At 52.9% G+C, this 21,480-nt stretch carries 17 protein-coding genes; 12 read left to right on the top strand and 5 right to left on the bottom strand.

The features are described 5' to 3' along the window. Positions 1 to 248: 248 nt before the first annotated feature. The 3 genes from FS806_RS02415 to FS806_RS02425 are packed head-to-tail and all read left to right on the top strand — an operon-like array spanning position 249 to position 1,940. The gene (locus tag FS806_RS02415; protein WP_144932813.1) at positions 249 to 578 is read left to right on the top strand and encodes a PadR family transcriptional regulator; all 330 of its coding nucleotides are present in this window, start codon (positions 249 to 251) and stop codon (positions 576 to 578) included. Next, positions 565 to 1,107 carry an HAAS signaling domain-containing protein gene (locus tag FS806_RS02420; protein ID WP_144932814.1) on the top strand — a complete coding sequence of 181 codons (543 nt, stop codon included), beginning with the start codon at positions 565 to 567 and terminating at the stop codon, positions 1,105 to 1,107. The genes FS806_RS02415 and FS806_RS02420 overlap by 14 nt, the downstream gene beginning before the upstream one ends. Continuing rightward, positions 1,104 to 1,940 carry a DUF4097 family beta strand repeat-containing protein gene (locus FS806_RS02425; RefSeq protein WP_144932816.1) on the top strand — a complete coding sequence of 279 codons (837 nt, stop codon included), beginning with the start codon at positions 1,104 to 1,106 and terminating at the stop codon, positions 1,938 to 1,940. The genes FS806_RS02420 and FS806_RS02425 overlap by 4 nt, the downstream gene beginning before the upstream one ends. A 248-nt stretch (positions 1,941 to 2,188) precedes the next feature. On the opposite strand, the gene FS806_RS02430 is transcribed toward FS806_RS02425, so the two are convergent. From FS806_RS02430 to FS806_RS02440, 3 genes are all read right to left on the bottom strand, one after another. Further along, positions 2,189 to 3,016, bottom strand: coding sequence for a sugar phosphate isomerase/epimerase family protein (locus tag FS806_RS02430; protein ID WP_144932818.1), 828 nt, complete (start codon positions 3,014 to 3,016; stop codon positions 2,189 to 2,191). 14 nt (positions 3,017 to 3,030) lie between these two features. Continuing rightward, complete coding sequence (locus tag FS806_RS02435) at positions 3,031 to 4,038, bottom strand: Gfo/Idh/MocA family protein (protein ID WP_186328170.1); 1,008 nt, start codon at positions 4,036 to 4,038, stop codon at positions 3,031 to 3,033. A gap of 115 nt (positions 4,039 to 4,153) precedes the next feature. Beyond that, positions 4,154 to 4,963, bottom strand: coding sequence for a helix-turn-helix domain-containing protein (locus tag FS806_RS02440; protein ID WP_144932823.1), 810 nt, complete (start codon positions 4,961 to 4,963; stop codon positions 4,154 to 4,156). Positions 4,964 to 5,644: 681 nt separating this feature from the next. Here FS806_RS02440 and FS806_RS02445 point away from each other — a divergent pair. From FS806_RS02445 to FS806_RS02460, 4 genes are all read left to right on the top strand, one after another. Then, positions 5,645 to 6,310 carry a response regulator transcription factor gene (locus FS806_RS02445; RefSeq protein ID WP_397346655.1) on the top strand — a complete coding sequence of 222 codons (666 nt, stop codon included), beginning with the start codon at positions 5,645 to 5,647 and terminating at the stop codon, positions 6,308 to 6,310. Next, on the top strand, positions 6,307 to 7,683 hold the full coding sequence (locus tag FS806_RS02450) for a sensor histidine kinase (protein ID WP_144932827.1): 1,377 nt from the start codon (positions 6,307 to 6,309) through the stop codon (positions 7,681 to 7,683). The genes FS806_RS02445 and FS806_RS02450 overlap by 4 nt, the downstream gene beginning before the upstream one ends. Positions 7,684 to 7,757: 74 nt before the next feature. Then, complete coding sequence (locus FS806_RS02455) at positions 7,758 to 9,980, top strand: MMPL family transporter (protein ID WP_144932829.1); 2,223 nt, start codon at positions 7,758 to 7,760, stop codon at positions 9,978 to 9,980. 28 nt (positions 9,981 to 10,008) lie between these two features. After that, positions 10,009 to 10,449 carry a hypothetical protein gene (locus tag FS806_RS02460; protein WP_144932831.1) on the top strand — a complete coding sequence of 147 codons (441 nt, stop codon included), beginning with the start codon at positions 10,009 to 10,011 and terminating at the stop codon, positions 10,447 to 10,449. A 479-nt stretch (positions 10,450 to 10,928) separates the two neighbouring features. Here FS806_RS02460 and FS806_RS02465 read toward each other — a convergent pair whose 3' ends face one another. Next, on the bottom strand, positions 10,929 to 11,612 hold the full coding sequence (locus FS806_RS02465; RefSeq protein WP_144932833.1) for a response regulator transcription factor: 684 nt from the start codon (positions 11,610 to 11,612) through the stop codon (positions 10,929 to 10,931). A gap of 71 nt (positions 11,613 to 11,683) precedes the next feature. Next, on the bottom strand, positions 11,684 to 13,189 hold the full coding sequence (locus tag FS806_RS02470; RefSeq protein ID WP_144932835.1) for a sensor histidine kinase: 1,506 nt from the start codon (positions 13,187 to 13,189) through the stop codon (positions 11,684 to 11,686). Positions 13,190 to 13,327: 138 nt separating this feature from the next. Between FS806_RS02470 and FS806_RS02475 the strand changes: the two genes are divergently transcribed. The 5 genes from FS806_RS02475 (at position 13,328) to FS806_RS02495 (ending at position 21,455) form a co-directional block, all read left to right on the top strand. After that, on the top strand, positions 13,328 to 14,650 hold the full coding sequence (locus FS806_RS02475; RefSeq protein WP_225312643.1) for an ABC transporter substrate-binding protein: 1,323 nt from the start codon (positions 13,328 to 13,330) through the stop codon (positions 14,648 to 14,650). 170 nt (positions 14,651 to 14,820) lie between these two features. Further along, a complete protein-coding gene (locus FS806_RS02480; protein ID WP_144932837.1) occupies positions 14,821 to 15,705 on the top strand; it encodes a carbohydrate ABC transporter permease in 885 nt (294 codons plus the stop codon). Positions 15,706 to 15,726: 21 nt separating this feature from the next. Beyond that, on the top strand, positions 15,727 to 16,605 hold the full coding sequence (locus tag FS806_RS02485; RefSeq protein ID WP_144932839.1) for a carbohydrate ABC transporter permease: 879 nt from the start codon (positions 15,727 to 15,729) through the stop codon (positions 16,603 to 16,605). Positions 16,606 to 16,666: 61 nt separating this feature from the next. After that, on the top strand, positions 16,667 to 18,079 hold the full coding sequence (locus tag FS806_RS02490; RefSeq protein WP_144932842.1) for a sulfatase family protein: 1,413 nt from the start codon (positions 16,667 to 16,669) through the stop codon (positions 18,077 to 18,079). Between the two features lie 94 nt (positions 18,080 to 18,173). Next, entirely contained in the window at positions 18,174 to 21,455 is a 3,282-nt protein-coding gene (locus FS806_RS02495) for a chondroitinase family polysaccharide lyase (RefSeq protein WP_144932844.1), read from the top strand. The last annotated feature ends 25 nt before the right edge of the window (positions 21,456 to 21,480 follow it).

Below are 21,480 nucleotides of genomic sequence, written 5' to 3' on the forward strand. Positions count from 1 at the left end.
AACTTCTGCCCGACCCTTTTTAGCGTAGATAAGCAGTGAACGCTAAGCTTGCCGAAACAAAAACCAGTCATCGTGAAGCCAATCGCATAAGGGTATTTAATATTATTCGGCTGAGATCGAAAATCGGGAATGAAATAAACTTCAGTACCTTGCATTATTTTGTACCTTGTGATATTTTAATAATATACAGTACTATATAATATGCAATAGCTAGTAACGTCTACTACTACGAGACAGGTGTGATTCTGTTGAACGTACAGTTCAAGAAAGGTGTTCTGGAGTTGTGCGTGCTGGTACTGACAGCGAAGAAGGACCGGTATGGCTACGAATTGGTAAACCGGATATCGGAGAAGTTTCAAATCGCCGAAGGAACCGTCTACCCGCTTCTGCGCAGACTTACTCAGGAAGGTTATTTCACGACTTATTTGCAGGAATCTCAGGAAGGGCCGCCACGCAAATACTACAAGCTTTCCAAACAAGGCTGGATGATGATGACAGAGCTGGTCGTCGAGTGGAGGCAATTCACCACAGCGGTAGACGAAATCATTAGGGAGGCATTAGGCGATGACGAAGGCTGAATTTTTGGATGAATTGGAGCATTTGCTGGCAGGGATTCCCGCCCAGGATCGGCAGGAAATTATGGCCGATTATGAGGAGCATTTTGCAATAGGGAGGATACAGGGGAAGAGTGAAGCGGAAATTGTTCGGGCGCTGGGCAGTCCGAGACTGATCGCCAAAGAGATGAATGTACATTATCATCTTAAGCAGGCCACGGAAAAAACTAATTTCGGGTCCACCATGCGTGCCGTGTATGCGTCGGTCGGACTTGGTTTTTTTAATCTGGCTTTTGTTCTCGGGCCGTTTGTAGCTCTATGTGCCGTTTTGGTGGCTTTTTTTGCCGTTGCCGCCGTTTTAATTGTGTCCCCCGTCTTGATCCTCCTTGAACCGGATAACGATTTGCTGTGGACGCTGCTGCTGGGTGCTACGCTTTGTTCGCTGGGAGTGCTTATCGGCGTCGGCACCCTTTCGCTGTCCAAGCTTTTTTACCGCGGGGTATTGAACTATTTGCAGTGGAACTTAAAGGTGATCAGGGGGAAGCGTAGATGAAAATAGTAGCGCGAACGGCCGCTGTCGTGTTCGTACTCGGATTAACCGGATGCATCCTTATGTGGATGACCGGCAGATTTGATCCTTTCATAACGGTCGATGAGAAACAGGTGATAGACGGTTCCTCCGTCCAGGCTATTGAGGTGGAAGCGGACTCGTTCGATGTGAGTGTGATACCTGGTGACGGCAATGATATCGAGATGCATTTATACGGGGAATATATAGACAGAAAGTTCAAGGACAAGTTTGAAATAACGGCTTCCGCTTCGGGAAACAAGCTTAAGATCAAGGCGGAATCTACGAAAAAATGGGCATTTCTCACGATGGGAAGAACCAGCCCCGAAATAATCGTCAAAGTGCCGGAGAAGCTGTATGACGAAGTCCGTGTTCTTATGACCTCGGGGAATGTGGGCATCGAGGATCTGCAAGCCGGCAAGCTTGCTGTTCAGAGCACCAGCGGAAATACGAAAATCAGCGGGTTTAGTGGAAATCGCCTGGAGTTTCAGGGGACATCCGGCAATGTCTCGATCCAAGAGGCTCAAGGGGAGCTGGCGGTCACTCTGACTTCCGGGAATGTGAAAATTTCGAACTCCACGCTTTCGGAAAACGCAGCTGTCAAAACGACGAGCGGGAACATTAACTTGTATGCGGAGGAATTTCCTTCATCCCTTCAGTTGGACTTGCGGACGGAATCCGGCAATGTGTCGGCGAAAGTCCCCAACTTAGTGTATCAGGAGAAGGAGGAGAACCGGATTGTCGGCCAAGTGGGGCAGGGTGGGCCGCTTCTGAAATTGCAGGCAACCAGCGGTAACGTTAAAATAGCCCAACAGTAGCGGATGAACCGCAGAGTCCCCGTTGATCGAAAACATCATTCCGACATTCTTGAACAGTCCGGCTATGGCCGGGCTTTTTTTATGCTTTGTGGCAGGGGGGCAGTGTTACGGAGGTCCGTCTGTTAATGGCCTTGGTTTCTTCTTTCTGGAACTGACCCATTCTCACAGACCTATACACACAGGAAGTCCAGCCCCGCCAAATTGAAAAACCGTCCGGTAGTTCAAATTTCGCCGGACGGTTTGGACATTCATCGCTCTCTGCCGATAATGATATCCAGATGATTGGACGTATCGAATACTGCCTGCAGCGGGTCTGAAGCGTATCTTCCGATTTCGGCGGTAAGCGTATCGGTATAACCGATATCCCGCAGGGCGGCTCTAACTTCTGGCCAGTTCACATCCCCTGATAGCAGGGGGACGAAGCCTTGCCCTGTGCCTACGCCGGGACGGAAGTCTTTGACATGAACTTTGAAAATATGCGACTGCAGGATGCGAATCCACTGCTGCGGATAACCGAATGCCAGAATGTTGCCTACATCGAAATAGACGCCGACCCAGGGAGAATTTACGCTCTCCACATAGCTTTTCATTTCGAGAGGTGACAGCAGAAACTTGTTCCACACGTTCTCGATTCCAATCTTCACCCGGCGCCGCTCCGCCTCCCGAGCGAGTCCATTCAGCTCCTTCAGGCTTCGCTCATAGCAAGCGTCGTAGGAGGTCGTCTCATTGACGGCGCCCGGAACGACCAGCACTGTATCGGCTCCGAGCAGCTCCGCCAGCTCCAATTGCTTGCGGACGACCTGACAGCCCTGCTCGCGTACGGTCGCATCATCGGAGGAAAGGGGATGCCGCCAGAGGAGGGAGGTCGAGATGCTGCGAAGCTGCAGCCCGTATTGGCGTGCGAGCCGGCCAATCTCCTCTGCCTCTGCCGCGCTTGTTTCCATAGTCAGCCCGACTCCTCCGGCAGGGTTTACATTAAGCTCCACAGCATCGTAACCCGCCTCGCGGCTTACTTCAAACAGACGTTCCAGCGGATAACCTTCAGGAAAACACCATTGATTGACTCCTTTTAGCATCGATAAGTCCTCCTTTATTCAAAAGTAGGCGGATGCTCCGAGGAGGCTGCCGGCGGCGTTGACTCTATTCCGTGTGCCGCTGCCGATTCATTGGCGGTTAAAGTAACGGCCAATGTTTTGACGGCCTCGGAATAATCACCCAGCACCAGCTCGCGATTACCGGTTCTGACCGCTTCGACAAAAGCGCGGTCCTGCTCGAATACAAAGTCGGTTTCGCATTTTTCCTCATGACGCTGCCCGTTGTCGATAATGAGAAGGGATTTGCCGTTAATGGAAACATAGAAATTATGGCCGAACAGCTCCACCTCTCCTCGGCCCACATATTGGGACAGACAAGTGTTGCTGATCGTTCCGACCGCTCCGGATTGCAGGGTGAACGATACGACGCCGACGTCGGGTACGGTCGCTTCCGGATGCTCCCGATGGATGTGCCTCCGTCCGTAGATCGCCTGGATGTCGCGGAAATCCCCCGCCAGATAACGAATGAGGTCGACCTGATGAGTCGACATTTCCACAAGCTGTCCGCCGGACCGTTCCATGATCCGCCACCAGGGAACGCCGGGCATGCCCCCGATCCGATACGCCAGGATCATGTCGATCTGTCTGCCGGCCAGGAACTGCCGGGCTTTCTGTACGGTATCCAGATAACGCAGACAGTAGCCAGACGAATGAATGATGCCGGAGTCGCGAATGATGTTCTCCTTGCGGCGGGCTTCCTCCAGGTTCAAGCCGACGGGCTTCTCCGCCAGCAGGTGGAGTCCTCTTTGGGCAGCGGCCTCTTCAATGTCTCCCCGTGCAAACGGAGGGGTACAGATGAACAAGGCGTCCACCTGGCCGGAATCCATAAGCTGATCTCTGCTTTCATAAGCCGTCGCCCCGTACTCTTGAGCGATTTGCCGCGCTCTGGCTTCATTAATATCGAAGACAGCCGTAATTTCGGCGCCCTCTATCCTTTCGAGCGCTTTCATATGCCCTTCGGCCATACCGCCAACGCCGATAAATCCGATTCTGACTTTGTTCATTTTAATGCCCTCCTCGTCTTCAAGAGTCGAGTATGTACAGACACAACGATAGTACATCCGCGCATGATTGTATTTATGGAAATAGAGCTATTATTTACGCAAAAAAAATCGGCAGTCAGTTTTTGGACAGACCGCCGTTTTTCATCTGATGGTTTCTTCGCCAAACCGTCGGAGAAACTCCCTCTACCGCCTTAAACCATTGCGAGAACGAGTGCAAGCGGCCGAATCCGACCTGCGCTGCGATTTCATTGACATCTTTACCGGTTGAGTTGAGCAGCCATTTTGCTTCCTGCATGCGGCATTGCTGCTGATATTGCTTGGGGCTCATCCGGTACACCCGCTCGAACATGCGGCGAAAGCCGGCAACCGTCATTCCGGCCAGCTCGGCGAGGTCGGCCATTTGTACAGGCTGACGCAGATTCTCGCGAATATAGTCTGCCGCCTTGGTAACCGTCATCGCTTGCAGATCCGACTGTGTATGCTCCAGCAGAAACAGCAGCAGCACCTCAATCCAGGCTGCATGAGTTCTGGACCTATGTTTCAGCGGCGAGGTCAGCAAGCGCAGCCATTCCCGGAACAACTGCTCAAACCGTTCCTTATCCAGGTTGGACAAAGCGGCCAGGGAGGGCTGGCGCTTCTCCGGGGCAAGCTCCGCAGTGAGTTCCAGCAGCCTCGGAGGCAGGCCTTCCAGATGGATAACTCCGAAGCGGACATGTGAAACAGCGGCAAAACGATGGGGGATCGAAGGCGGAACAACAATGACGTGACCGGCCTCGATATGCCTTTTTTTCTCCGGCCACTCGAACAATCCCCGCCCTTCCAGGACAAGACTGATCTCGAGGGTAGGATGATGATGAAACCCGTCGTCGTACCAGTTTTCTTCGTGAGTGCCTATAAAGCTCCTGACTTCGAAAGGTGTTTGCATGGTAACGGACCTCCACGGCCTTCGGGCCGTAAAATTTGTCGCTAAAGGGATTATGGCACTGAATCGGATAAGGCGCAATAAGCTTATTTAAGATTACTTTTTGATCCCCTCTTTTATCCCTTCAGCGATGCATCTGTCTGTTATCCCCTCGAGTCAGAAAGACCTGCGTGGTTGAACTCCTCGCTGAAGCCTCGATCCATTAGTTGGGCTTCCTCTGTTGATGCATCTGTCTGTTATCCCCTCGAGTCAGAAAGGCCTGCGTGGTCGAGCTCCTCGTTGAAGCGTCGTTCCATCGGCTGGGTTTTTGCCGTTTTATCGGATCTTATTTGATGGAAGTCCGGATGTAAGTCTTCTAGAATCCTGAACGAAAGGGATAACGGTCGGAAGGCCGTGGGAGCAGATATGGGCAGATAAGAAAGGTACTGAGGTAAGGGGAACTGAGGTTAGGGGATAACACCCGGAGGAAGGAGAAAGAGACACGTCCGCATAAAGTTACTGTTCCTCACGAAGCGCTCTCAAAGCGTGCAGCCATGAAAATTTGCTATTATTCATAATAAGAGTACAATTCCGCATGGGGTGTCAAAGGCACAGATCATACTAAGGATATGATCCCAACGTTTATTTTTTACCGTACATAAATACTTTGGTTGAAGGGGTCGGGTGAACTTGAGAATCCATATTATGACGGCAGACGATGATCCTAATATTCGCGAGCTGCTTCGTTTTATTCTCCGGAAGGAGGGGTATGCCGTATTCGAAGCGGAGAACGGGCAGCAGGCCTCCGCGTTGCTGGAGAGCGAGCAGATTCATCTGGCGATTGTTGATGTGATGATGCCGGGGAAGAACGGCTGGGAGCTGTGTGAGGAAATCCGCAAGCATTATGATATTCCTGTCATTCTGCTGACCGCCAAAGGGGAACTGGCCGATAAGGAAAAAGGTTTTATCTCCGGAACGGATGATTACCTGGTAAAGCCTTTCGAGCCTAAAGAATTGCTGTTCCGGATCAAAGCGCTGTTGCGCCGGTATCAAATGGTCTCCTCCGAATTGATTAAGCTGAACGATACCGTCATTGACCGGAAAAGCTACGAGGTCAGGATTGGAAACGAGACGGTCGTTCTTCCGCTGAAGGAGTTTGAGCTGCTCTCCCAATTAGCCAGCCAGCCGGGCCGTATCTTTACAAGGGAGCAGCTGCTCGCGCTCATCTGGGGGAACGATTATGAAGGGGATAGCCGCACAATAGATGTGCATATCAAACGCCTGCGCGAAAGGTTCCATGAGCGGACCGGGGACTTTAAAATTACGACGGTGCGCGGGATTGGATATAAGCTAGAGGTGCCCGAAGAATGAGAACCTTATATATTCGTATTGTCGCTACCTTTATCGGCATAGCGCTGGCCAGCAGTATTGTGGCCATCGTTCTCGTTAATTTTTATTATCTTGCCCATATGAGGGAGTACAACGAGCAGAAGATCATGAACATCGGTCAGGAAATCCGGGACCTGTTCGAAGAGACACCCGGAATGGACCTGGACAATTATTTGACCCGGATCGGTCATATGGGCTTTCAAATCTATGCCGTCAACGACCGGATGGAGGGAGTCTTTTATGGGGCTCCCTTTAAGCATACGGATTTTGAGGAGGATCAGGTTCGCCAAGTGCTTGCCGGGGATATTTATCACGGGATTCTGGAGGAACGTCACTTGCTGATGGTCTCCGGTTTCTTCGAGAACAGCATTCGCAACAGTGTTGGCTTGCCTATCGAAGCTAACGGACGCACTTATGCCATATTCGTGCGTCCCAATTTGGAACAGCAGATTGGCGAGGTGCGGATATTGATGGCCTTGCTTCTCGCGTTCACCTTCTTGTGCAGCATTGCTTTGATCATTATTTTCACGAGATATATTGTCAAACCGTTGAAAAAGCTGACGGAAGCCACGGACAAAATTGTGCGGGGAGATTACAACATCCAGTTGGATGCTGCGAGGCGGGACGAGATCGGGGATTTGGCCAGCCACTTTCAATCGATGGCTCGTTCGCTCAAGCAATTGGACGAGATGAGGCAGGAATTCGTCGGCAACGTCTCGCATGAAATTCAATCTCCGCTAACGTCGATTCAAGGTTTCGCCCAAGCCATTCTGGCCAAAGAAGCTTCTCCCGAAGAGGAGGAGCGCTATTTGCAGATCATCGAGGAGGAGAGCGGGAGGTTATCTTCCTTAAGCAAGCAGCTTCTAACCCTGGCGGCGTTAGACAAGGAAACGGCTGTCATGAAGAAAACGGCATTCCGCTTGGACGAACAAATCCGGCAAATTCTGATCGTTACCGAATGGCAATGGTCGGAGAAGGGATTATCGGTGGAGCCGGAGCTTCCGGAAATCGTTATAACCGCGGATCCCGAGCTTCTGTATCAGGTGTGGCTTAATTTGATGACGAACAGCATTAAATTTTGCCGTCCGGGGGACACGATTCGCATCGAAGTTCAGGTAAACCGGGAAATTGTCATCCGCTTCATCGATACCGGTATAGGCATTGCTCCCTCCGAGCTTCCTTATGTGTTTGACCGGTTCTATAAGGCGGACAAAACCAGAAACCGCCTCCAGGCCGGAAGCGGGCTGGGTCTGTCCATCGTCAAAAAAATCATAGACCTGCACGGCGGGACCATACAGGCGGAGAGCGTGCCCGGCCAAGGGACGGTTTTCACGGTGTCTTTGCCGCATTTGTAATGCTCCGTTCATCTTCCGTTCATATTCCTGTCCTACAATCATGGCAGAATCAGGACAGGAGGTTAGAAGTCGGAATGGATCGTTTCTTTCACCGTTGGGCCCGGATGGTCAGCAGCCCGAGAGGCGCCAAAACCGTTATCGCTTGCTGGCTGATCTTGATCCTCGCGCTAAGCGCTTTTGCTCCCGGGTCGAAGCCTTATGCGGTCAGCAGCGGGGAAGGGAGTGTGCGCAACAACACTCCATCTGCCGAGGCCCAAGCAATTATGGACGAGCATTTTCCGTCCGGGGAGGGTCTGGCGGCTCTTCTCGTATTTCATAGTCAAGGAAAAATGCCTGCGGAAGACCGCGATAAAATCAAGCGGATCAGTGAGTGGCTGGCTTCGGAGGACAAGCCGCAGCATGTCGCGAGCGCTCTGCCGTTTCACCAGTTTCCCGATGCCGTTCAGGACAAGATGTTCTCGGAGGATCAATCAACCGTGCTGCTGAATGTAGCCTTGGAGAAAGATTTGGAATCCGATCAAATCTACGAGACTTTGCAGGAAATCAGAAGCCGGGTTGAGCAAATTAAGGGGGCAGGCCTGCAATTTGAAATAACAGGCCCGGCCGGAATAGCAGCCGATACGATAACTCTTTTTAAAAACGCGGATTTTGTCTTGATGCTGGCTACGATCGGCTTGATTCTCGTTATTCTGATCTTCATTTACCGTTCCCCGCTGCTGGCGCTCCTTCCGTTAATCATCGCGGCCATGGTCTACCAGGTCGTGGATCGCGTGTTGGGAATCGCAGCCTGGAACGGATGGTTGATCATTGACAAACAGGCATTATCCATCATGATGATTCTGCTGTTCGCCGTTTTGACCGATTATTGTTTATTCGTGATTTCCCGATACCGGGAGGAATTGAAGAAAATCGGTTCCAAGTACGACGCCATGAAGATTGCAATGGCGCAGGTAGCCGAGCCGATTTTGTTTAGCGGAGCTACCGTTTTTATCGCCATGCTCACTTTGTTTGCAGCGGTTTTTAAGCCCTACCACCATTTCGCCCCGGTGTTTTCGGTAGCGGTGATCGTCATGCTGATCGGTGGGTTGACGCTGATCCCCGCCTTATTTGCTCTGATTGGCAGGAAAGTGTTCTGGCCCTTCGTTCCCAAGCTGCAGGATGGGACAAACAAGGCTACAGGCTTTTGGACCCGCATAGGTGCTGTTGTCACTAAAAAACCGGCGGCCACGGCAATGATTTTATTGCTGCTGCTTGGCGCCGCATCCTTCAATATCGGCAGTATGAGCTATTCCTTTAATTTAATGAAATCCTTCCCCGAACATATTTCTTCACGGCAAGGCTTTGAAATATTGGAGGACCGTTTTCCTCCGGGGAAGCTGGCTCCGGTTTCCGTCGTTCTGCACTCGGACAAGGAGATAGAGCTGACGGAGTCCTTTGTCAACAAGTTGGCGGCTCTCGCAGAATCACTTCAAGGGGAGGACGGGATCTATGAGATCAAGCCGGATATAACACCGGATTTGGCCCAGCCGGATGCGCCTCTGCCCAGAAGCTTAATGGCGGAATCCCGAAAGGCTGTTAAACTGCAAGTCACCTTGAAGGAAAATCCTTATGACCCGGCTGCTTTAAATTTGATAGAAGCACTTAGGGAGAAGAGCACCGCGTTATTGAAAGACAGCGGACTCGACCCGTCCCGTTATTCAATGCACTATGCAGGACAGACCGCGGAGCAAGCGGATGTGCGTATGATGAATCAGCGCGATATTCTCGCCACCTTTTCGCTGATTACTCTGTTCATAACGATCATGCTCGCCCTGCAGACGAGATCGATTCTAATGGCCATTTGTATGATGGCGACCATCTTGTTGTCCTATACAGCGACAATGGGGCTTGGATGGATGATCTTTCATCACATTCTCGGATATGAGGCGATCAGCTACCGTCTTCCGGTATATACCTTTGTATTCCTGATTGCACTAGGGGTTGACTATAACATTATGCTCGTGTCCCGGATCAAGGAGGAGGCGGAAAAGCATGAATGGAGAGAGGCCATCCGCAGGGGAGTTTCGAGAACGGGAGGCGTCATTTCATCGGCGGGGATTATTCTGGCAGCGACCTTCTGCGTTCTGATTACACAACCGCTTCAGGAGCTGTTCTTGTTCGGAATGACTATGGCGCTCGGAATTCTGATGGATACTTTTCTCGTTCGCGGGCTGCTGCTTCCTTCCATTCTGAGCTTGACCGGAGGAAGAAGAAGATATTTTCAGGGGAGCAAGATAAATAAAGCTATTGGAGAGTAACTATTAGGGACTCAAGGGAGGAGAAGCAATGTTCGGATTTTGGTTGTTCCTGCATCTGGCAGGCTTGTTCCTGTGGCTGGGCGCACTCCTGGCGCAAACAGTCGTTCTCGGTATTCTGCAGAAGCAGCTAGACTCGGATACGGGCAATACGCTGGCTATAAAAGTTATCCGCAACTTCAGCCTGTTTTCCCATCCCGGGGCTGTGCTGGTTCTGATCAGCGGAGTATTTCTCATCGTCCAAATGGGATTGGGAGCGGATAAGCCCATGTGGCTGGAGGCTATGGAAAAGGGCGGGGGAACGATCACCATTCTCGCTTTAATCATTACGGGAATATGGGGAAGGAAGGTGAAAAGACGGCTTCGCGGAGGTTCGGGTCAAGCCGTCAAGCTAAACGGTTATTTGACGGTATTAACCAGTTTCATGGTGCTGATTCTAGGAATAGTGCTTGTCGTCAGTCTGAGAATATAAAGGCATGGAATCCATACTCAACTTTTGAAGAACGAATATCGATTAGAAGGTATATACTGCACAAATATCAAATCATCGCTTCGTTTGGCGGTAGCGATTAACTGTATTTTATGTAGGTAAATTGCCAACGAATGGTAAAAAGTGATTGAGTAAATGGAAAAACTACATTTAGAATCAAGACTTTTTGCTAAAATCACTTTTTTGCACAAACTAGCTGTAGTTTTTCCACTTTGTTTCCGTCTTTTGCTCCAGAGGTGAAAAACTAGCTGTATAAAATCCAGTTAGATATGCCATGTCGCTTGAGAAGGCACCGGCGGAAAATGGAAATAGACGAGTTCCAGTCAGACGCACCTTTCTGCGAGTAGACTGATTGCAAGGCATCCGCAGAAAATGAAAATAGACGGATTTACATCCAAAATTAAATCCGCCCGGCACATCCATTATATTTTGGACGTTTCCGCCGGGCGGATTTCTCATGCTTACAGCTTCTTCAACACCTCGAAGATCCTCAGCTCATTAACGGCGCCGATAACGTCCGCCGTGCTCGGCATATCGAACTTCTTCAGAATGCTGCTGATCTGCTTCTTGACGGTTTCCGGCTCGACCGATCGTTCAGCGGCAATCTCCCTGCGGGACTTGTTGTCGCACAGAAGCTTCAGCACCTGCAGTTCGCTCGGAGTGAGCTCGGAAATTATACGGATAATGTATAGAAGGCTCGCTTCATTGCGCTTGACCCGTACAAATTCATCGCGGATTTTCTGGGCGATGATCGGTCGGATCGGTGATTGGTCTCCATGGGCCTGCCGAATGGCATCGGCAATCTCATCCGCAGGGGCCGACTTCAGGATATAGTCCTTAATCCCGCTCTGAAAAGCGGCAAAGATAATATTATCATCATTGTGCACCGTGATGACAATAATCCGGATGTGCGGCAGCTTCTCATAAATCTGCTTGGCGGCATGGATGCCCGCATAGGCGTCCTCCATCTCGATGTCCATCAGGATGATGTCCGGCTGGTGCATGGCGGCATACAGTACGGCTTCGTAGCCCGACTTGGCCGAAGCGACCAGCTCCATGTCCGGACACCCGGAGATGATCCGCTCCAGACGGCGGCGATGCGCTTCCATGTCGTCTGCGATCAATACCCGGATAAGTTCTTTCATGGAATTCACCTCCCGGGGGTATGTTTTATACCCCCTGCTTTCTTAAGCGTAATCATAGGGATGCCGTTGAATTAGAGGATAGGCAGCACAATTTTGAAGGTGGTGCCCTCTCCTTCGCGGCTCTCCGCCGTAATTTTGCCGTCATGGCCTTCTACGATCCGGTGACAGTAGGACAAGCCGATTCCCCAGTTGTTCACGGATGCCTTCGTCGTGAAGAACGGGGTGAAAATCCGCTCAAGCAGCTCTTCATCCATCCCCGGCCCGTTGTCGGTTATCGAAATGATCCCCCACCGGTTCTGTTTTTCCAAGTAAATAACGGTTCGCCCCTCGCGGTTTAGCCTGGACATAGATTCCGCTGCGTTCACCAGGATATTATGGATGGTCTCTCCCATTTGTTGAACGTCGATATAGGCAACAGGCAGCTCCGGCGCCGCGGAAACGTTAACCTCTATCTCAGGGTAATGCTGCCTGAAGCGTTCAACGGCGGCATGCACCGGCTCCTCTATAGAAACCGGTTGCAAGTTTAGCTGGATATTGCGCAGCTTGCCCGCAGCGGAATGAATGTTGTCCATCGCTGTGCGGCATGAGGACAGCATCAGGTCGAGGCTGTAGACGGTTTCCTCGTCAGCGGCATGCTTTTCCTTCAAATAATCGGCCTCTGACTGAATAGCGAGCAGATGATTTTTGAGCGCATGGGTGAACGCGCGAATGCCCAAGCTGGCGGTGTCGATGCTTTTGTTAATTTGAATATCCCGGTTCCGGCGGTACGTTTCTATCGAGTTATAAGTGTAGATGATGTAAATCATGATGGCGAATGCCAGAAATACGATATACGGAAACAGGTTGAAGACCAGACCGTTGGCGCGAATTTGCGGCTGCAGGTAGTTCGTGTAGCCTTCAACGACCGTTGCCCGGACAAGCACCCGGGGAGCCCAGGAAAACAAAAGACAATAAATGACCGATACCGGAAGCAGGCTGAGCAAATGAAACAGAGAATAGTTCTTCAAAAACCGGATCTTCGGATAGGTTACATAATCATAGGCCAGCAGCAGGAATGCGGCCAACAGAAACAGGCGATTGATCCAGCGAAATCCCGTATCGAGCCCGTGAACGAAGGCAGCCGTTCGATCCGGGGCAAATACGCCGCCGTCGAACATCCAGTTTTGCAGCCAGTTCTGGAATCCGGGATCGTAATAAACTGCTTGTACAATAAGAATAACCAGGGCGGGCCATTGAAAATAGGCCGGCCGCAGCATTCGGTCCCTGCGTGTAAACGTAACGGCAAACCCGAGCAGGCAGTAAGGAAACATCAATACGCCCACGTTCAGCATCCGGATGAGAAGGTCCGGATTCAAGCTGTTCAGCACCAGATAGTTCCAGGTCCCCGGGCTGAAATCGAAAAACCGGTGGATCACGTTATAGTAAAAATTGAATTTGCTCAAATATAAAACCAATGAGACAAACGAAACAATCCAGCCGAACAATATGCCGTAAAGCCAACGGGTCGAAGAGCTGTTCAGCTTGCGATACGTCAGCAGGACCGCAATGACAACGAAGCTTATCGTGAAATACAGCATGCTTTCATCTCCGATGATGGTTGCGGCGGGGGAGGGGGTATAATGTTTTCACCTTCACGAATAGCCTCTGGCCCCGATACAATCAGAAGTACAAAAATTAAGCGATTTCATCATACTAAACTTCAGGGGGGTTTTCAAATGAAAATAAACAAGAAGGTAATGAACGCGGCAGCGTTTACCGTCATTGTCGGACTGTTGGCAGGCTGCGGCTCCAATACAGTCAATCCGTCTAATGGAGCATCTCCGGACGGCGGGAAGTCCCCGGCAGGCGAGGTCAAATTGAAAATGACGGTGCTTCCCGATGATTTGGACGAATTCCAGGCAGCCTATGAGGAGTTTCAGAAGGAAAATCCTAATATCAAGGTGGAATTCGAAACGATTCCGCAGAAGCAGTATTACGATAAGCTGCGGCTTCAATTGTCCTCCGGCGAAGCTATCGATCTGTTCGGAGGCAATATGGATTCCTTCCTTGATACCGGAATTTTGGAAGAGCTGGATGATTACATCAAACAGAGTAATACAGATGTTTCCGGCTTCGGTCCGCTGTATGACACTCTTAAAGTAAACGGCAAGGTATACGGTCTGCCGTATCGCAAATCGAATTGGATGCTCTATTACAATAAAACGCTGTTCGATCAAGCGGGAGTCGACTATCCGAAGGCCGATATGACATGGGACGAGTTCCGGGAATTGGCCCAGAAGATGACGAAAGGCAGCGGGGCGGACAAAATTTACGGCGCATACCTGCAGCAATGGCCGCAAACCTGGTACATGCAGGCTGTGCAGTCGGGCGCTTCGATCATCGACAAAGATTTGACTCCGTTCCATAAGGCGCTGCAGCTCCGCGTCGATATGGAGAAGGACGGCTCCATCATGACCTGGTCCGAGCAGGTAACGACTTCGGCTCATTATAACTCGGCTTTCCAGAAGGGCAATGTAGCGATGAACCTCATTGGCGATTGGCATATTGCACAGCTTCGCAAGGCAGAGGATGAAGGGAAAATCAGCTTCGATTGGGACGTCGTGCCGATCCCGCATCCGGAAGGAGTACCGGCCAATACAAGCCTGGCTACCCCGGTTTCCGTCATGATCAACAAGAACAGCAAGCATAAGGAAGAAGCCTATAAGGTGCTGGAGTTCATGACCGGTCCCAAAGGGGCTAAAGTGTTCGCGGCCAACGGATTGCTGACCGGCTTTACGAATGAGGAGATCAAGCAGGCTTACATCGGCGACGGATCGCGCAAGCCCGAAAATATTCATTATTTCCTTGAGCAAAAGGAATACCCGGAATACCCGCTTCTGCCCGGTGTGAAAAACATCGTCGTCAACACGATATTCACTCAGGAAGGCGAGCTGGCTTTGTCCGGGGAGCAGACGGTCGATAAGGCCATCGAGCGAATTTCCGATCGCGTTCAGAAAGAATGGGCCGACAAGTTCGGCAAAGATTTCGCGGCGAAATAAGCGGAAGACCGCCTTTATTAATGCCGCTCCGGCTTGTCCGATTCGCGGGACGGCACGTCGGCATCAGCAAACCTGATAACATGGCCACTCATCGGAGCCGCTATACGCATACGGCTCCGATGGCCGTAAGAAGGTCTGCGAACCTTTCTTAGAAATGAAGGAGTGATAGAATGCGCAAGCTTCAGACTGCAGGACGCGCCAGATTAGTCGGTTATGCGTTCCTCCTTCCGAATATCCTCGGTTTTCTTATATTCATTCTGTTCCCGGTCATTGCCTCGTTCTTGATGAGCTTCACGGAATGGAACGGATTTGGAAAGATTCAGTTTATCGGATTGGACAATTATATCCGGTTATGGTCGGATGAGAACTTCCGGATTTCCTTCTGGAACAGCCTGGTGATGACGGTCGTTTCCGTTCCGGCAACGCTATTCCTGTCCATTCTCGCGGCAGTGGCTTTGAACCGGGGAATCCGCGGCCTGAAGTGGTTCCGGACGGCTATGTTTCTGCCGCATATCACTTCGACCATCGCGATCGCGGTCGTTTGGCAGCTTCTGTTCAACCCGACCATGGGACCGATCAACGGATTCCTGCACAGCATCGGGATCGAGAATGCGCCGGGCTGGCTGTCCTCGACGAAATGGGCGCTTCTGTCGGTCATTATCGTCAGCATCTGGCATTCCGTCGGGTATTATATGGTGCTGTATCTCGCCGGATTGCAGGGCATTCCCAGAGATTTGTACGAGGCGGCGGAAATCGACGGAGCCGGCAAAATCTCGCAATTCAAAAACATCACCTTGCCGATGCTGTCGCCCGTCATTTTCTTTACCGTCATTATGGCGATCATCAATTCCTTTAAAGTGTTCGACCTTATCTTCATGCTGACGCAAGGCGGCCCCGGTCGTTCGACCCGGGTGCTCGTGTATGACATCTATTATACGGCGTTCCAGAGATACGAATTCGGCTATGCTTCCGCAATGGCCTATGTCCTGTTCGCGCTTATTCTAGTCATTACGCTGATCCAGTTCCGCGGCCAGAAGAAATGGGGCCATTATTGAACCACCGGAGGTGAATAGCGCATGAATACTGTTTTGACCCCGTCGCCGGGCCTCGGATCCGCACGCCGAAGCGGAAGAGCGCTGCCGCGAATTCGCAAAGCTCTGTTGTACATTTTTCTGATCCTGGTTGTACTCTCCATGATTGTCCCGCTTCTCTGGATGATTTCGGCATCGCTCAAGTCCGAGGCGGAAATTTTCGGGTTTCCGATCCAGTGGATTCCAAGCAAGTTTTATTGGAGCAACTATGTTGAAGTCTGGACGAAGGTTCCCTTTCTTACTTACTATCTGAATACGTTGAAAATTGCCGGAATCACGACCGTTTTACAGGTGTTTACCTGCTCGATGGCGGCTTACGCCTTTGCCAAGGTGCGGTTTCCGGAACGCGACAAGCTGTTCTTGCTGTATCTTGCCACGATGATGATTCCGTATCAGGTGATGATGATTCCCCAGTTCCTGCTGATGAAGGAGCTAGGTCTGGTCAATAATCATTGGGCGCTTATTTTGCTCGGCGCGTTCAGCCCGTTCGGGGTGTTCCTGTTCCGGCAGTTCTACATGACGATTCCGGAGGAGCTGTCCGAAGCGGCGCGCATCGACGGTTTGAATGAATTCGGCATTTACTTGCGGATTATACTGCCGCTTACCCGGCCGGCCATCGCCAGCTTGATCATTTTTACTTTCATGCATTCCTGGAATGATTTCCTGGGGCCTCTCATTTACTTGAATTCGGATAGCTTGTTCACGCTTCAGCTCGGAATGCAGCATTTCCAAACCGAGTACAGCACCGAATACGGCCCGCTTATGGCTGCTGCGGTATCGGCGATCGTCCCGACGATCATCGTGTATTTCCTCGCTCAGGATCATTTTATCGAAGGAATCTCGGCAGGCGCAGTTAAAGGCTGATTGTAAGGAAAAAACGCTACTTGACCCCCGAACATGTCACTATCGGATCAGGAGGGATGATATGGCTGCCAAAGGCCCTAATATATTGTACGTATTTGCCGATCAATGGCGGCGGCAGGCGGTTGGCTTCGCCGGAGAGGACCCGGTGCTGACGCCCCATATCGACCGGTTCGCGCAGGAGAGCCTTGTCTTCCGCAACGCTCTGTCCAGCACCCCGCTCTGTTCGCCGCACCGCGCGGCGCTCATGACCGGACGATATCCGCTGTCCACCGGCGTTTATACTAACTGCAAACTGGGTGCGGACCTCATGCTGCGCCCGGAGGAGATCGGCATCGGGGATGTGCTGAAGGAAGCGGGATATCAGACCGGTTACATCGGAAAATGGCATCTGGACCTGCCGGAGCAGAATGTGTCGGACGAGCCCGAATCGGGCGCTAGGCACTGGGATGCCTACACTCCGCCGGGACCGAAGCGGCACGGCTTCGATTTCTGGTATTCCTACGGAGCCTATGACCATCATCTGGAGCCCCACTATTGGAGGGACACCCCGGAGATGATCCAGGTCTCGCAGTGGTCTTGCGAGCACGAAACGGACGTGGCGATCGATTATATGCGCCGATTGGATAGGGACCGCCCATTCGCCTTGTTCCTGTCATGGAACCCGCCGCACAGCCCGTTCGAGCTGGTCCCGGACAAGTACAAGGAGATCTATCGGGACCGGGAGGTACCGTTCCGGCCTAATGTCCGGTACGATACGCTGCAGGCGCACACGGGAGAGCCCTTCGAAGCCGGCCGCGACAAGCTGGAGCAGTATATGCGCGATTATTATGCAGCGGTAACGGGGATCGATGAGCAGTTCGGCCGGCTGCTTGCCGCGCTGGAGGAGCTTGGGCTCGAACGGGATACGATCGTCGTGCTGTCCTCGGATCACGGCGAGCTGATGGGGGCGCACGGTCTGATGGCGAAGCATTCCTGGCACGAGGAATCGATCGGGATTCCGTGCGTCATTCGCTGGCCGGACCGGATGGCGCCGGGAACGACCGATGTTCTGTTTAACAGCCCGGATATTATGCCGACGCTGCTGGGTCTCGCAGGTATTGCCATTCCGGATACGGTCGAGGGGACGGATGTCTCGGGATCGCTGCTCGGAACGGAGGGGAACCGGCCGTCGTCCGCCTTCCTCGCGGCCGTACCCGGGAGAAAGGATGTGCTCGAGCAATTCGCCCGGGCGGGTCTCGACAATAAGCAGTATGGCTGGCGCGGGGTTCGCACGGAACGGTACACCTATGTCGTGAACCGGGGCTATTCGCCAGGGGAAGGGACGGAGCGGCTTCTGTACGACAACGATGCCGATCCGTACCAGCTTAATCCGGAGCGCCTCTCAAGCGCAGCGGAGTCGCCGGTGGCTGCCCGGTTGGAGGAGGAGCTTCGGAAGTACCTGCAGCGCACGCAGGATCCGTTTGTTCTGGACTGACCGTCAATACTTCAGTGGAATCCGCCCTGTACAGGGCGTTCCTATAAATCATTTTTGATAGCGATTTCATACCGAAAAAGAGAGGGGAATGTTGATGATGACACGACCTCGCGGTCAAAGAATGGATCGACTGAAGCAGGAACAGAGCAAGGGAAACGGCTTGCATCGCGTGCCGGCGCTGCCGTTATCCGAATCTGGGCTGAATCGCTGGCGGAGGCTTATCGCCCTGCCGATCGCAGCGGCAATGCTGGTGCCGTCAGCCTGGCCGGCCGAGGCATTGGCTTCGAGTCCGCAGCAGGTGATGGCGGCGGCCGGGGGCGCCATGCAGGCGGAGAGCAGTCTGCCGCTCGCCGAGAGGCTGGAGCAGGAGGCTGCGGCGATGGGCATTCCGCTCTTCACGTTCGAGAAGGGGGTCCCCAAGAGCTTTGCCGCGGAAGGCGGGGGCAAGCTGGAAGTGAGCGCCCGCCATGCCAAGGACGGGGGCCATTCGCTTCGCTGGGATTACGAGAGCGGGTCCAGGCTGGTCGCGAAAGAGAAAATCGGCTTTCGGCCGTTCGTTCCGAACGACCGCGACCAGTCGATCCGGACGTTCGTCGTCTGGGTTTATAACGAAGAGCCGAAAGACGATACAATCACCTTCCAGTTCGGGAGAGGCAACAAAGCGGACAGTTGGTTCGAGATGAAGCTGGATTTCAGCGGCTGGCGGACCGCCTGGGTATCGTTCGAGCGCGATATGGAGGGAACTCCTCATCCCGCGATGAACCGGATGACCGTCATGGCTCCCGAATCCGGCTCGGGGACCCTGTATTTCGATTCCATGATGCTGTCCACTCCGCTCGACCCGCGGCATCATACGCCGGATTTGCAGGTTCCGTTCGTCAACCCGGGGGTGATGGAGGCCGCCAATGCCCATTGGCTGGGGCTCCTGCATTATTCGCAGCAGACGCCTCCGGAGCCGCCGGCAGCCGTGAACGAAGCGGACCTGGCCGCATTCCGCGCCCTGGAGGGCAAGTTTACCGAGCTCGTATTTAAGAAGCAGAAAATTACGGAAGCACTGCTGGCCGACATCCGCAGCAAATACGCTGCGTTCGGAATGGTGCGCGAAGACGGCGCGATCCGGGGGGGCTCGCTTTTTATGCCTCATTTCGACCAGGTTCCCAAAGAGCTGAAGGAGCCTTTCAAGCAGTTGAACAACACCGTCGATCTGAGAGCCTTTACCGATTTCATGCAGTTGGTCGCCAATACGTACCTGTCCGCCGAAGAACCTGCATTGCGTGAGGAACTGGGTCAAATGTATATCGATCTCGCCGATCATTTGGCCGATCAGGGCTGGAATTACGGCAGCGGCCAGGGAACGATGCATCATCTGGGCTATAACATACGTGGATTTTATTCCTCTGCTTTCTTGATGCGGGATGTGCTAAGGGAGGCCGGTCTGCTCGAACGGACGCAGAAGTCATTGTTCTGGCTGAGCGGTGCCGGAAAAATGTACATGCCGCCGGAGCAGGTGGAGGGCAATATCGACATCCTCAACACGACGCTTAACGGCATGCTGGCCAGCATACTCGTGCAGGAGGACGCACCGGCCAAGGTGCGGGATCTGCAGAGCTTCTCCGCCTGGCTGTCGAAGGGGCTTCGCCCGGCCAAAGGACTGGAGCCGGCGTTCAAGAAGGACGGCTCGGCCTATCATCACGCGAATCATTATCCGGCTTACGCCAAGGATGCTTTCAACGGAGTGACCCCGATCATGTATGTCCTGTCCGGCACTCCGTTCCGTGTCGAGGAGGATGCGCACGAGACCTTGAAGCAAGCCCTGCTTGCCATGCGCCTGTACTCCAACAAGACGCAGTGGCTGATCAGCATCTCCGGCCGGCATCCGGACGGCAAGGGTGCCCTGGTTGTTCCGCCTTTCCGCTACATGGCTCTGGCCGGGTCCCCGGACGGCAGCGAGCCGGTGGACCGCGACGTGGCGGCCGCTTACTTGCGGCTGGCGGATAAAGAGGATGCGACCGTCCGCCAGTTCCGGGCGTTGGGCATCGCAGCCGAGCCGGATCCGAACGGACATTGGGCGATGAATTATGCCAGTCTCGGTTTGCACCGCCGGGATCATTGGCTGGTAGGAGTCAAAGGGTACAGCCGTTATCTATGGGGAAATGAAACTTATCTGGACGCCAATCTGTACGGGCGATACATGTCATACGGCCAACTGCAAATCATGGGTCAGGGCGCTCCGGTCAATCACAAGGACAGCGGATATGTGCAGGAAGGCTGGGACTGGAACCGCTGGCCGGGCACGACGACCATTCATCTGCCGCTGGACCGGCTTCGCTCCGATGTCCGCAACGTGGACCGCTTCAGCGGGTTTGAGGAAATGCTGTTGTCCGATGAGACGTATTCGGGCGGGTTAAGTCTGGAGGGTCGCAACGGAATGTTCGCGATGAAGCTTCATGAGCACCCGAAATATGACGGGTCTCACCGTGCCCGCAAGTCGTACTTCTTCTTCGACGACCGGATCGTAGCGCTCGGTTCGGATATCGAGAATGATAACCGGGAGTTTCCTACGGAGACGACCTTGTTCCAGAATCATATGCCGGAAACTGCGGACCCGGTCTGGATGTCCGGGGAAGGGGCCATTACCGAGTTCCCGTATGAGGAGCGCCACGAGCTTACTCGGGACGCCTGGCTGGTCGACAACAAAGCCAACGGCTATTACGTCCCGGCCGGCCAGACCATTGCCATGACGCGATCGGAGCAGCATTCGAAGCATCAGAAGGATGACTCTGATACTTCCGGAACATTCGCGACGGCCTGGATCGAACACGGTAAGGCGCCGAAGAACGGCAAGTACCAATATGCCGTCCAGGTAAATACGGATGCCGACCGAATGGCCGCCTTCGCGGAAGCGATGGCCGATCCGGAACAGGCCCCGTACCGCGTTCTGCAGCAGGATCGCATGGCGCATATTGTGCAGGACCGGGCCACGGGAATTACCGGATATGCCCTGTTTGAAGCGAGCGAGCAAGTGAATCAGGGGCTGATCCGTGCCGTGGATACTCCGTCAATGGTCATGACCCGCCAGGAGGGAGACCGGCTCGTTATGAGCGTAGTCGATCCCGATCTGCGTTTGTATGAAGGGATCGAGGAAGATCAATATGACGAGAACGGCGTACAAAAGGAAGTGAGCATCTATTCGCGCAGTTGGCAGCACTCGGAGAGTATTATGCACACGATGAAGCTGACGATTGAAGGGGAATGGGAGACGGCTTCCACGGATCCCCGGATTCGGATCGTGTCCTCCGAAGGCGGGCAGACTGTGCTCGAATTAGACTGTAAGGATGCAGAGCCGCTGGAGCTTATTCTGCAGCCGAGAAGCTGACGGATTTGCGAGCTTTGGCGAATTC

The sequence above is a fragment of the Paenibacillus sp. 32O-W genome, from assembly GCF_007679495.1.
GTDB classification, from domain to species: Bacteria; Bacillota; Bacilli; order Paenibacillales; family NBRC-103111; genus Paenibacillus_L; species Paenibacillus_L residui.